The sequence below is a fragment of the Bacillus cereus group sp. Bc010 genome, assembly GCF_027716745.1.
GTDB lineage: Bacteria > Bacillota > Bacilli > Bacillales > Bacillaceae_G > Bacillus_A > Bacillus_A pacificus.
Genome location: NZ_JAQFUY010000061.1, coordinates 1 through 13,315, shown reverse-complemented (window position 1 = coordinate 13,315; position 13,315 = coordinate 1). Strand labels below are relative to the sequence as shown.

The window sequence follows — 13,315 nt, the reverse complement described above, 5'->3', positions numbered from 1 at the left end:
CAACGGCTCTGGCGGCAACGGCTCTGGCGGCAACGGCTCTGGCGGCAACGGCTCTGGCGGCAACGGCTCTGGCGGCAGTGGTTCTGACGGTAACGGTTCTGGTGGCAGCGACTCTGGTGGCAATGGCTCTAGCGGCAACGGTTCTGATGGCAGTGGCGGCAATGGCTCTGGCGGCAGTGGTTCTGACGGTAACGGTTCTGGTGGCAGCGGCTCTGGCGGCAACGGTTCTGGCGGCAGTGGTTCTGACGGTAACGGTTCTGGTGGCAGCGGCTCTGGCGGCAACGGTTCTGATGGCAGTGGCTCTGGCGGCAACGGTTCTGATGGCAGTGGCTCTGGCGGCAATCGTGGTAAAGGCGATAGCAGTTCTCAAGGGGGAAATGACTCTCATGGAGGTAACCGTGGTAAAGGCGATAGCAGTTCTCAAGGGGGTAACGTAAAAGATAACGCGAAAAAACAAGGCGATAAGTTACCGAATACTGCCACACATTATCCTGCATCTATTTTAATGGGGCTTTCAACATTCCTAATTGGTATGTTACTATTCATTCGCCGTAAAAACGCAAAATAAAAACATATCCTTCCATCTTAAAAATACATGAAACAAATTGTAAAACTAAAAAGGACTTTGGATTGCATTTTATTATGCAGTCCAAAGTCCTTTTCATCCTTCCTATCCAAAAGAGCATTAATACGCTTTTCCCCAATACACCATTTGCTTAGCTTCTTTACCACAACAAATACATTCGTTAGCTAAATGCTCTTGCTCAAAAGGCATACAGCGAGAAGATACTCCGACTTCTTCTTTTAATTTCTCTTCACAAGCTAGTTCCCCGCACCACATCGCCTTAATAAATCCTTGCTTTTCATCAGCTACTTTTTTCATCTCTTCAAACTTCGTCACACTATACGTATTTTCATCACGAAATACTTTTGCTTTATTAAATAAAGAGTTATGAATTTCCTCAAGTAGTGCTGGAATGCGTTCTTCTAATTGATCCATTGCTATAAACTCTTTTTCCTTCGTATCTCTTCTTACGAGTACAACTTGATTCTTTTCGATATCTTTCGGACCAACTTCTAATCGAATTGGAATTCCCTTCATTTCATACTCATTAAATTTCCAACCAGGTGTTTTATTGCTAGCATCTAGTTTTACTCGTGCAACCTTTTGAATATGTTCTTGTAACTCTATTGCTTTCGCTAAAACGCCTTCTTTATGCTGAGCAATCGGTACAATAACAACTTGCACTGGTGCGACTTTAGGAGGCATTACAAGCCCATTATTATCACTATGAACCATAATCAGTCCACCTATCATTCTCGTTGATACGCCCCAAGATGTTTGGTGTACATATTGCCACTTACCGTTACGATCTAAAAATTTAATATCAAATGCTTCAGAGAAATTCGTTCCAAAGTTATGGGATGTTCCCGTTTGAAGTGCTTTCCCATCATGCATTAAGCTTTCAATTGTATAAGTTGCCTTTGCGCCCGCAAATTTTTCTTTTTCTGTTTTTTGTCCTTTAATTACTGGTATTGCTAAGTAGTCTTCACAGAAAGAAGCATATAGATTTAAAATATTTAATGTTTCAGCTTGAGATTCTTCTGCTGTTTCATGAATTGTATGACCCTCTTGCCATAAGAATTCCGTTGTACGAAGAAATGGCCTCGTTGTCTTTTCCCAACGAACTACTGAACACCACTGATTATATAACTTTGGCAAATCATTATAGGATTGCACAATTTTTGAAAAATGCTCACAGAATAAAGTTTCGGATGTAGGGCGTATACAAAGTCTTTCTGCTAACTTTTCATCCCCACCATGTGTCACCCATGCTACTTCAGGAGCAAATCCTTCTACATGATCCTTCTCTTTTTGTAATAAGCTCTCTGGGATAAACATTGGCATATACACATTTTCATGACCAGTTGCTTTTAACTTCTCATCCATCACTTTCTGCATATTTTCCCATAAGGCATAGCCGTACGGGCGTAGAATCATACATCCTTTTACACTTGAATAATCAACAAGTTCTGCTTTTTTTACAATATCTGTGTACCACTGTGCAAAGTCCTCTTCCATCTTCGTAATCGCTTGTACTTGTTCTTTTGCCATAGTCAGTCTTCCTCCTTCTAGAAAATACAAAAAAGCCCGCGCCCCTAAATAGGGACCGAGCTTTGCCGGCGTTACCACCCTGATTCATGCACAAAAATTGTGCATGCTCTCTTTTTGATAACGGGAAATTCCCGCTGCATATGCAGAACGCAAAGGTAGGTTCCATATCGCCTTTTTAAGAATCTTTCAGCCTGACGGATTCTCTCTCTGCTAAAAAGGTTGAACATGTACTAGTCCTTTTTCATCGTTATAACGAAGTAAATTTGTTGAATATCATAATATAAATTTCACCCTAAAACAAGAGTGAATTTTCTTATTTTTTATATATTCTTTTCATTTTTTACAGTTTTATACGTAGCTTTTTCTCGTAATTTTCACAAGTTGATGTGCAATCATACCGATAAGTGTACCAAGTAGGACGAAGAAACCAATAAATCCATATCCCATTCCTTCCCATCCACCAATAACCATCATTGTAACGGGAAAGGATGCTAAGCAAAGAAGTATTAAACTAAGTGCAAATATAATATCAAACTGCTTGTCTGGAAACCGTTTCTTTAGTAAATACGAAATAGCAAATACAAGAATAATTGTGATTCCACCAATGATGTAAAAGATACTAAATCCATCTAGCAAATCCACATTATTCCCTCCTTTCATTCATTCCCTTATACTTAATTATATGTTTAATTTTTCTGAAAATAAATAATAAATTTTATTTAAAAACATATTTTTATTACTAGGTATTAATAGTAATATATAGTAATAGGTTTCATATAATTAGGAGGATTACTTTATGGATAAAGCATTAACGAATCGTGTCATCATTTTATCATTCGACTGTTTATCAGCTTTAGATTTTCCTATACTACAAAAATTACCTCATTTCCAATCTCTAATCAAAAAGGGTACGGTTGTCGAAAAAGTAGAGCCCATCTATCCTTCTGTAACCTATCCAAGTCACTCAACAATCGTAACTGGTAATTACCCTAATAAACATGGCGTAGTTAGCAATACGTTACTTCAACCTGGACGTGAATCACCCGATTGGCATTGGTACCGAAAATCAATACAAGGAACAACATTATATGATGAAGCACATAAAGCAAATTTAACGACAGCTGCCCTTCTATGGCCTGTTACTGGCAGAGCAAATATTGATTACAATTTACCAGAAATCTTTCCAAATAGACCGTGGCAAAATCAAGTTTTAGTTTCATTATTTAGCGGTAGCCCGCTATATCAATTAGATTTAAATCGTCGTTTCGGCCATATACGAAATGGATTGTCACAACCTGAACTCGATGATTTCGTACTTGCTTCTGCTGTGCATACAATCCAGACAAAAAAGCCTAATGTCATGTTTGTACATTTCACCGATTTAGACACCCAAAGACACTATCACGGCTTTGAATCAAAAGAAACAATAGCCGCAATTCATAGACATGATGAGCGACTAGGGAAAATTATTCAAGCTTTAAAAGACAGTGGACTATACGAAGAGAGCACCATTATCGCTCTTGGTGATCATAGCGCTTTAAGTGAAAGCAAAGCCATTCAATTAAATGTACTATTTCATCAAAAAGGGCTTATCTCTATAAATTCAAAAGGAAAATTAGTAGACTGGAATGCTTATTGCCAAAGTTGCGATGGGTCCGCCTATGTATATGTGAAAGACAAAAACGATACCGATACAATTCGAGAAGTACAACTACTCCTTGAAGAACTGCTTCAAAATAAACAAAACGGTATTGAATTTATACTTCATGATGAGGATGCGAAGGAATGCGGTGCAGATGGCAATTGTTTATTTATGTTGGAAGCACGAGAAGGGTATTATTTCACTGAAAACTATACAGGAGATTTTATAAAAGAAATTACTGAAAAAGATGTTACGCCTAGTAAAAAATATACATTTGGTACGCATGGATACTCTCCAACAAAACCTAACTATGAAACAATTTTTATAGCTGCCGGGAAAGGAATAAAAAGCGGCATTACCATACCGTATATGAGACTTATTGATGAAGGCCCAACTATCGCTAGACTACTCGGTTTACACTTAGGTGAAACAGACGGATCAATTGTAGAGGATTTACTCCAATTGTAAAGAACTGTGTATATATGTAAAAGTTATGTAAAATTCATCATTGTTTCTCTTTTTATAATTTTTATTTTTGTACACTGTTAGTAGAACAAATTTGAGGGGGAACATTATATGAAAAAAATGTCCAGACAAGAAAAAAGCTGGATATTATACGATTGGGCGAACTCCGTATATTCGCTCGTCATTACAACCGCATTATTCCCAATTTACTTTAAAGCAGCTGCAAAGGAAGCCGGGTTATCTGGTGCAACTTCAACAGCATATTGGGGATATGCAAACTCGTTCGCAACACTTTTAATTTCTATACTTGCTCCTATTCTCGGCACAGTTGCTGATTATAAAGGATTTAAAAAACGATTTTTCACATTCTTCTTTGGACTCGGTATCGTATTTACAAGTATGCTAGCAGTCGTTCCAACATCTCAGTGGTACTTATTACTAGGATGCTATATGCTCGCATTAGTCGGTTTTGCTGGAGCAAACATTTTTTATGATGCATTTTTAGTAGATGTCACTTCTGAAGATAGAATGGATCGAATTTCTACGAGAGGTTTCGCTTTAGGCTATATTGGGAGTACTATTCCATTTATCGGTTGTATCACTCTTATCATTCTTGCTCAAAAAGGAACTATCCCTTTATCAGTTGGCATTGCTAGTCAAATTTCATTTGCAATCACAGCTCTTTGGTGGGGATTATTTACAATTCCAATGCTAAAAAACGTAGAACAAACGCACTATATTGAACGTCACCCAAGACCAATTACAATGAGCTTCAAACGCCTTGCTGATACTTTTAAAAATATTAAAGAATATAAAACGGTCTTTATGTTCTTAATTGCTTACTTTTTCTATATTGATGGGGTCGATACAATTATTACTATGTCCACCGCTTACGGAACAGACCTCGGTATTAGTGCAACAAATCTATTAATCATATTATTCGTCACACAAATTGTAGCTTGTCCATTCGCTTTATTGTACGGAAAACTATCGGAGACATTTACCGGTAAAAAAATGCTATATGTCGGTATTATTATTTATATCATTATCTGCACATATGCTTATTTCTTAAAAACGACACTCGATTTCTGGATTTTAGCAATGTTAGTTGCCACTTCTCAGGGCGGGATTCAAGCACTTAGTCGTTCCTATTTTGCAAAACTAGTACCTAAAGAATCGGCAAATGAATTCTTCGGATTTTATAATATATTTGGCAAGTTTGCCGCGATTATGGGTCCAGTATTAGTCGGTGTTACAACGCAATTAACGGGAAAAACAAACGCCGGTGTCCTTAGTATTATTGTGTTGTTTATTATCGGTGGATTTTTATTAACTAAGGTCCCTGAAAATAATACATCCGTTACACCACCTAGTCCAAAAACTAAAATGCTATAAGAAGAAGATCCTCTTCATGCAAGAAGAGGATCTTTTTTATCTATAACGTCTTACAATTAAAAACTCAACAGCTGGCTTTACAACTATCGCAGCACATAACGCAAACAAAAGCGGTATGTTATGAAAATCAATCCATCTATTAAACCCTACCGATGCGAAAAACAAGCCAAAAATTAATACAACGAGTACATAATATGTAACATTGGCACTTGTTTTTAATACATGTTTTTCTAAATCCTCTTTCTCCTCAGTATCCCCTTCAACGCTATGTGATGCCAAACTTTTAAATAGATAATGTAACGCGATGCTACAAATAAATAGTGCATACCAGTTTACTTGAAGTTCAGTTAACCAATAGTAAAGTGCAAACACTAACGTACCTATAGCCACTAATACAGTAACGAAAAGGCTTATTTTCTCTTTCCCCAACAACTACTCCCCCTACTGCTTGTACAAAAATAGTTTATCAACAGTTGTTCCTAATACTTCCGCTAAACGAAAAGCTAATGCTAAGCTTGGATCATATTTATTATTCTCAATTGCATTTATCGTCTGTCTTGAAACTTTACACTTATCAGCTAATGCACCTTGTGAAATATTATTCTCAGTGCGTAATTCATAAATTTGATTTTTCACATCTTTTCTCCTAACATGTAAAATCGTTTTTACAACATTAGTATATAGTCGGTACATTTCATTGTCAAAAGACTGTCACAAGAAAAGGGAGCTATTCAGCTCCCTTACAATGGTTATTTCGAGGCTAATGAATTTGTTAGTTCCTCTTTATTAGCGACATCCCCTTTATTTATTTGCATGCGTAGAACTGGCCCTATCGCAAATAAAATAAGTGCCATCGCTATACAAAATACAGTAACTAATGAGGTCATCTCCTTTAATCCTCCAGCTATTGAAGTTCCGATTAACATTGCCCCCATAAACAGTGGTAAAATTGTTCCATTTACTCTTCCAATCATATTTTCTGGTACAAGTTGAATCATAAGCGTACCGACAACGATATTAACACAAGCTAAACAAATACCTGTTCCAAATCTCATGAAACTAGTAATCCAAAATGATGTAGATAGCCCTTCTACTAAAAACGATATCGCTAATATGCCCATACCGAATACGAACATCTTTTTCGGGTTCACTTTTGAAGTGAAAATCGCAGCAACAATACCACCAATTAACATACCTATTCCATCAGCTGCAGCTAAATATTGAACTGCTTCCTTTTCCATTCCAAGGCGTTCTATTACAAGGAATACCTCTAATGGAGTTGTTAGTCCAACAGCTAAGCCTATAATGGTGAAAGTGATCGTAATCATACGTAAATTTTTCGTATGAAGAACATATTTCCACCCTTCTTTTATATCATTTTTTAATGACTCTCTCGCCACTTGCTCTTTTTCAACCCATTTTGGTAAGAATGAAAGGGCGATAGCAGATAACAAAAATAAAATGATTAAACTATATAGCGACGTAATTAAACCAAGTTGTGTATACACAAGCGATCCTACCACTGGTCCAAAAATCAGAAATAATGACTGTAATGTTTGGTTAAATGCAATCGCATTTGCTACCTGTTCTTCTTTTACATAGCGCTTAAATATACGCGAAGATGATGGCTGAGAAAACTGACCTACAATCGCAGAAATGAGTGTTGCAAAAAATATAGCCTGCCAATAATCCAGTTTTAACAACAGGACAATTCCTATAATAGACAGGACACTTAATACATCTCCAGCGACCATTGTTCTTTTCGGATTCCAGCGATCAGCTAGCGCACCACCGATAAACGAGAAAATAAAAATAGGTGCATATTCCATAACTGATAACAACGAAACAGAAACCGGATCATTATTCGTTCGCTCCATTATGAAATATAGAAGGGCCATATTTCTGATCCAAATTGCAAATTGTTGTAAAATATCAGACGCCATAACGAGCATAAATGCTCGGTTTTTAAATAAAGCGTTCATTTTCATTCCCCTTTCATAAACCGACCGTTCGGTCTAATTTATTTTATAGAAAAGCAACTGACTTATTATTCAGCTGCCATTCCTTTTAACAATACATCTATTGCCTTTTTATAAATACGTTTCAACTCTTTATAATCTAACTCGTAGTAAAGTACTCCAAGCCCTGATAATAACCCATTCACAATATACATAAGATCGCGCGTATTATCTTCACGAAACTCTCCAGACTGTATGCCTGCTTCAATTAGTTTCTCAAACATAACATACGATTCTCTAGTTAAAGCTAATAGTTCATCCAAAATCTCTTTACTTACAACTTGGCTCATAGAGAATTCCTCTATTGCATTTGAAATTGGTTGCTGTATGTCCTCGACATGATATTCCGCGAGACCATATAGTTTTTCAGTATTCGTACTATACAACTTCTCTTTTTCGTTCCATTTTTCAAGCCAATCATACGTATGCTGCTTTACTACAAATAAAAATAATTCTTCTTTACTTTTAAAGTGATAATAAATGCTTCCTTTACTCCGCTCTGTAATTTCACAAATCTCTTCCATAGATGTAGCTGCATAGCCCTTCTGTGAAAACAACCTTTCTGCTTTATATGCAATTTCTTTCTTTATCTCTTCTGCACTTCTTCTCATATTCACACCTCTTTAAACCGACCGTTCAGTCTAATAATAACAAATTAAAAACCTCTATTACAAGAGGCTATATTTCTTATTTAAGAAAACGTACTCTCAAACCACGTTCGAATCATGTGTATTGTTCCTAATTTAATGTATTATCCAAAAAAAGCCTCCTTCCCCTAGCATGTGAAAGACGATAGTCTAGCGATAGGTGGAAGATGCATTTCGGTTCGGCGTAGCCAAACATTTGATTTTCCTACTTATTTCACCTCTGATATAATCAGTCTTATAGAAAGTAAAGTTTGGTATAATAATGAAAGTAGATAATAATCTTGTAGTGTTCAGATTGTATGATCACCGTCATAGCTTATGGGAAATAAAGCGGAAAATGAGGTGAATGGATATGGCAAAGCATAATAAGGCGTACAAATTTCGTCTGTATCCAACAGAAGAACAAGCGCATCTCATACGTAAAACGTTCGGATGTGTACGCTTTGTGTATAATAAAATGCTGGCTGAGCGGAAAGAACTATATGAAACATACAAAGAGAACAAGGAAGAACTAAAGAAACAAAAATTCCCTACTCCTGCGAAATACAAAGTAGAGTATGAATGGTTGAAAGAAGTTGATTCATTGGCATTGGCCAACGCTCAATTAAACTTGCAAACTGCGTATAAGAATTTTTTTTGTGGTCAAAGTGAGTTTCCTACATTCAAAAATAAAAAGAGTAGAAAATCCTATACAACGAATCGAGTAAACGGAAATATTATGTTATTTCATGGTTATATCAAATTACCAAAATTGAAAATGGTGAAACTGAAGCAACATAGAGAGATCCCACCAAATCATATCATCAAATCATGTACGATTTCGATGACACCAACTGGTAAGTATTACGTGTCTATTTTGACCGAATATGAAAAAGAAATCACTCCAAAAGAAGTAGAACATGTAGTTGGATTAGACTTCGCAATGGCTGAATTGTACGTGAGTAGCGATGATGAGAAAGCCAATTATCCTCGCTTTTATCGTCAGATGTTAGACAAATTAGCAAAAGCACAACGGGTATTAGCACGACGTATGAAAGGTTCAGAGCGCTGGAATAAACAACGCATTCGTGTAGCGAAATTACATGAAAAGGTCGCCAATCAACGTAAAAATTTCCTTCATCACAAGTCTAAAGAATTAGCTACGAGTTTTGACGTTGTAGCAATCGAAGACTTACATATGAAAGGTATGTCACGAGCACTTCGCTTTGGTAAAAGTGTAGCGGACAACAGTTGGAGGATGTTCACGACATTTTTAGCATATAAGCTACAAGAACAAGGAAAACAGCTTGTAAAAATAGATAAATGGTTTCCTTCTACAAAGATGTGTAGTCGTTGTAGAAATAAAAAAGAAATGCCATTATGTGAACGCATGTATGCGTGTTCGTGTGGACTCACAATCGGCCGTGATTATAACGCAGCTATCAATATCAAAAAAGAAGCCATACGCTTACTAGCGTTGGCATAAATAGTAACAAAATAACCTTTGGAACAAGGGAGTTAGCTCGGCTGTCCTGGGACAAATTCGTTAGCTATCAAAAGTAGCGATAAACCGAGAAGCCCCCACTTTGGGGTAAGCTCGTAAGAGATACTAAGTGGTGGGTAGTTCACATCCTAATTTAACAAGAAATACGCCTCCCGCAGCTAATAAAAATAACATTACTTTCCCCTTATTTTTCACTTTCGGTTCCATTTCCATTCCCCTTAGTATATTAAAAACAGTTAAACAAACATTTGTTTAACTGTTTTTATGCATATATAAACCAACTAATCAAACGTTTGTTTAAAAAGAAATACGCCCCTTATAGGGCGTATTCTCATCAATCACCGCCACCTCCGCCACCATCACAGCTGCCTCCGCTATCTCCACCGAAAGATCCTCCACAATCATGTGAACCTCCATGCGAGCTATCATTATCAGATCCCGCAAAGAAAAATAATGGTGATGAGTTGTTAGATGAGTTATGAATGTTATTTTGTTTTGTAAGATTTACCTTCTTTTTGTTTGATCGAACTGCTGTTATGATCGTTCCAACTACAACAAATAATAGTATGACAATAATAAATTCCATATAAAAGCCTCCCTTAATCTTCGAATAATTGAATGGTTCTTTCTAGATTTTCAAGTGAAATGAAGCGCGATTCACGAAGGATCTCTTTTCCATTATAAAATAATAAAACTGTTGGACCTGTAAATACTGCATATCGCCCCGCAATTTCTTGCATGTCTTGTAGCAATATCTCTATTTTCTCTACGTAATCATAATTCTCTAATACGTAATTTACTTTCCTTAACATAACATCACAAACACCACAATTTTCTGTTTTAATAAACAGAAGTACTAATTGTTGTTCTTCAATATATGTCGCTAATTCTTCTATCGTTTTAAATGTATTCATCTTATCCCTCTTAGCGTAATTTACGAAATACTTTATCTTGATACATACGAAAAGCTGAACTATCTTTAATCTTTCTCTTTTCCATTACCTGCTGAAAACGAAGCGTTTTTGCTGTTAACTCTTCTTGTAACTTTATTCTCTCTACTTCATCATAACAGCACGCAATTAAGTCTTCTATTTTTAATATATCTTTTTGTAGTTCCATTTCTGGTGGAATCATGCCCGCGTTTTTTAAAATTTTATAACTCATTCTAAGTTCTGGAGGTACCATTGAAAGGTCTTCTAATTGTAGTGGTTTTCCTTTTCCCGGAATATGATCAAGGTCTCCATTCCGTATTGCTTGTCGAATTTTTTCTTCGGCAATATTCAAAAACACATCCACAATACTCCCCCCCTTACATATTTTTACTATTATTTTACATGAAATTTCATTATCTTGCTACGCTATTACAAATTGACCTCATACAATTTTTTCTCAAATTTAACTCCAAGAAGCCCTTTCTTCCCTAATCGATATTTTATTTTCATGTGTAATCTGTATTAGAGCCGTTTCATATTGAGAAAGTCTTTTCGAATTCAATAAAGCGTTTACACCAAATCTTACATTTGCTACGATTTAATCAGCTTCAGCTCCTTGTATAGACTTCGTGATGTCTGATCATTTTTGTCTAGATTCATTTTGATTTATTGGCGCATGCCTTTAAATATATCTTTTACTTTGAAAGGAGAAATGACTATGAAATCAAAAAAATTCACACTGCTATTACTATCCCTACTACTCTTCTTACCTCTTTTTCTCACAAACTTTATTACTCCAAATTTTGCATTAGCAGAGTCACCAAAGCAAGGTCAAAAAGTTGTTGGGTATTTTCCTTCGTGGGGCCTTCGTGGGGCATTTACGGACGTAATTATCAAGTTGCAGACATTGATGCATCAAAGCTAACTCATTTAAACTACGCTTTCGCTGATATTTGCTGGAATGGAAAACATGGAAACCCTTCTACTCACCCCGATAATCCAAATAAACAAACGTGGAACTGTAAAGAATCTGGTGTACCACTGCAAAATAAAGAAGTCCCTAATGGTACTCTCGTACTCGGTGAACCATGGGCCGATGTCACAAAATCTTATCCTGGCTCAGGTACAACTTGGGAAGATTGTGATAAATACGCACGCTGCGGAAATTTCGGCGAACTGAAACGATTAAAAGCTAAGTATCCTCACTTAAAAACAATTATTTCTGTTGGTGGCTGGACTTGGTCTAACCGCTTTTCTGACATGGCCGCTGATGAAAAAACAAGAAAAGTATTCGCTGAATCTACAGTCGATTTCCTACGCGAATATGGATTTGACGGCGTTGATTTAGATTGGGAATATCCGGGCGTAGAAACGATTCCTGGTGGTAGTTATCGTCCTGAAGATAAGCAAAACTTCACCCTACTCCTTCAAGAAGTTCGAAATGCATTAACGAAAGCTGGTGCAGAAGATGGCAAACAATATTTACTAACAATCGCATCAGGTGCAAGCCAACGTTATGCCGATCATACAGAGCTAAAGAAAATCTCTCAAATACTGGATTGGATTAATATTATGACATATGATTTCCACGGTGGATGGGAAGCTACTTCTAACCATAATGCAGCTCTATACAAAGATCCAAATGACCCAGCAGCGGATACGAAATTTTACGTAGATGGTGCGATAGACATTTATACAAATGAAGGGGTTCCAGCAGATAAACTCGTATTAGGTGTACCATTTTACGGACGCGGATGGAAAAGTTGTGGAAAAGAAAATAACGGACAATACCAACCTTGTAAACCAGGTAGTGATGGAAAGCTCGCTTCTAAAGGTACTTGGGATGATTATTCTACCGGTGATACAGGTGTATACGATTATGGTGATTTAGCGGCTAATTATGTTAATAAAAATGGTTTTGTTCGCGGATGGAACGATATAGCGAAAGTACCTTATTTATATAATGCGACTACAGGTACATTTATTAGCTACGATGATAATGAATCTATGAAATATAAAACAGACTATATAAAAACAAAAGGTTTAAGTGGCGCAATGTTTTGGGAGCTTAGCGGAGATTGCCGTACAAGTCCAAAATATAGTTGTAGTGGACCAAAATTACTTGATACGTTAGTAAAAGAATTACTAGGTGGACCTATTACTCAAAAAGATACTGAGCCACCAACAAACATAAAAAATATTGTTGTTACAAATAAAAATTCAAACTCAGTTCAATTAAACTGGAATGCATCTACTGATAACGTAGGAGTTACGGAATATGAAATTACTGCTGGGGAAGAGAAATGGAGTACAACAACAAATAGTATTACAATTAAAAACTTAAAATCTAATACAGAATACAAATTTTCAATAATAGCAAAAGATGCTGCTGGGAATAAATCACAGCCTACTTCTATTATTGTAAAAACAGACGATGCTAGCACAACACCTCCTGGTGGAAATAACAATGCTACCTTTTCAGTCACTTCAAATTGGGGAAGTGGTTACAACTTCTCGATTGTAATTAAAAATAGTGGAACGACCCCATGCCCATCAACTTAAGAATTTTCACTACCCCCAAGTGACAAAAAACGTTATTCTTTCTAAAAAGCTAGCT

At 36.5% G+C, this 13,315-nt stretch carries 13 protein-coding genes, 2 pseudogenes and 1 other annotated feature; of the genes and pseudogenes, 5 read left to right on the top strand and 10 right to left on the bottom strand.

The genetic code is table 11. The features are described 5' to 3' along the window. Positions 1-568 (top strand): LPXTG cell wall anchor domain-containing protein (locus tag PDQ68_RS27825; RefSeq protein WP_270787143.1); only part of this gene is annotated, 568 nt, incomplete at its 5' end. Positions 569-685: 117 nt separating this feature from the next. Here PDQ68_RS27825 and proS read toward each other — a convergent pair. After that, on the bottom strand, positions 686-2,116 hold the full coding sequence (proS, locus tag PDQ68_RS27820) for a proline--tRNA ligase (protein ID WP_061182435.1): 1,431 nt from the start codon (positions 2,114-2,116) through the stop codon (positions 686-688). Between the two features lie 47 nt (positions 2,117-2,163). Further along, positions 2,164-2,370, bottom strand: a binding site (T-box leader). A gap of 94 nt (positions 2,371-2,464) precedes the next feature. After that, complete coding sequence (locus tag PDQ68_RS27815; RefSeq protein WP_000364817.1) at positions 2,465-2,758, bottom strand: YesK-like family protein; 294 nt, start codon at positions 2,756-2,758, stop codon at positions 2,465-2,467. Between the two features lie 154 nt (positions 2,759-2,912). Between PDQ68_RS27815 and PDQ68_RS27810 the strand changes: the two genes are divergently transcribed. Both PDQ68_RS27810 and PDQ68_RS27805 read left to right on the top strand, forming a co-directional pair. Further along, on the top strand, positions 2,913-4,226 hold the full coding sequence (locus PDQ68_RS27810; protein ID WP_016716360.1) for an alkaline phosphatase family protein: 1,314 nt from the start codon (positions 2,913-2,915) through the stop codon (positions 4,224-4,226). Positions 4,227-4,334: 108 nt separating this feature from the next. Beyond that, positions 4,335-5,618 (top strand): MFS transporter, encoded by a 1,284-nt coding sequence (locus PDQ68_RS27805; protein WP_000738829.1) that lies wholly within the window; start codon positions 4,335-4,337, stop codon positions 5,616-5,618. A 36-nt stretch (positions 5,619-5,654) separates the two neighbouring features. Here PDQ68_RS27805 and PDQ68_RS27800 read toward each other — a convergent pair whose 3' ends face one another. The 4 genes from PDQ68_RS27800 to PDQ68_RS27785 all read right to left on the bottom strand — a co-directional run bounded on the left by PDQ68_RS27800 (position 5,655) and on the right by PDQ68_RS27785 (position 8,247). Next, a complete protein-coding gene (locus PDQ68_RS27800) occupies positions 5,655-6,047 on the bottom strand; it encodes a hypothetical protein (protein ID WP_014893342.1) in 393 nt (130 codons plus the stop codon). A 12-nt stretch (positions 6,048-6,059) separates the two neighbouring features. Beyond that, the gene (locus PDQ68_RS27795; RefSeq protein ID WP_001974760.1) at positions 6,060-6,311 is read right to left on the bottom strand and encodes a helix-turn-helix transcriptional regulator; all 252 of its coding nucleotides are present in this window, start codon (positions 6,309-6,311) and stop codon (positions 6,060-6,062) included. A 56-nt stretch (positions 6,312-6,367) separates the two neighbouring features. After that, positions 6,368-7,600, bottom strand: a complete 1,233-nt coding sequence (locus PDQ68_RS27790; RefSeq protein ID WP_016716359.1) for an MFS transporter — start codon at positions 7,598-7,600, stop codon at positions 6,368-6,370. Between the two features lie 65 nt (positions 7,601-7,665). Further along, entirely contained in the window at positions 7,666-8,247 is a 582-nt protein-coding gene (locus tag PDQ68_RS27785) for a TetR/AcrR family transcriptional regulator (protein WP_016716358.1), read from the bottom strand. A 388-nt stretch (positions 8,248-8,635) separates the two neighbouring features. Between PDQ68_RS27785 and PDQ68_RS27780 the strand changes: the two genes are divergently transcribed. Next, positions 8,636-9,748 (top strand): RNA-guided endonuclease TnpB family protein, encoded by a 1,113-nt coding sequence (locus PDQ68_RS27780; RefSeq protein ID WP_016716357.1) that lies wholly within the window; start codon positions 8,636-8,638, stop codon positions 9,746-9,748. A 135-nt stretch (positions 9,749-9,883) separates the two neighbouring features. Here PDQ68_RS27780 and PDQ68_RS27775 read toward each other — a convergent pair. The 4 genes and pseudogenes from PDQ68_RS27775 to PDQ68_RS27760 all read right to left on the bottom strand — a co-directional run. Beyond that, positions 9,884-9,979 (bottom strand): annotated as a pseudogene (locus PDQ68_RS27775) (histidine kinase); the annotation flags it as partial. Between the two features lie 121 nt (positions 9,980-10,100). Then, positions 10,101-10,352 (bottom strand): hypothetical protein, encoded by a 252-nt coding sequence (locus tag PDQ68_RS27770; protein ID WP_016716355.1) that lies wholly within the window; start codon positions 10,350-10,352, stop codon positions 10,101-10,103. 13 nt (positions 10,353-10,365) lie between these two features. Continuing rightward, positions 10,366-10,680: a thioredoxin family protein gene (locus tag PDQ68_RS27765; protein WP_016716354.1), complete on the bottom strand. Its 315-nt coding sequence runs from the start codon at positions 10,678-10,680 to the stop codon at positions 10,366-10,368. Between the two features lie 10 nt (positions 10,681-10,690). Beyond that, a complete protein-coding gene (locus tag PDQ68_RS27760) occupies positions 10,691-11,062 on the bottom strand; it encodes a DnaJ family domain-containing protein (protein WP_000382358.1) in 372 nt (123 codons plus the stop codon). A 354-nt stretch (positions 11,063-11,416) separates the two neighbouring features. On the opposite strand from PDQ68_RS27760, the pseudogene PDQ68_RS27755 reads away from it, so the two are divergent. Next, positions 11,417-13,245: pseudogene (locus PDQ68_RS27755) on the top strand (glycosyl hydrolase family 18 protein); the annotation flags it as partial. Positions 13,246-13,315 lie beyond the last annotated feature (70 nt).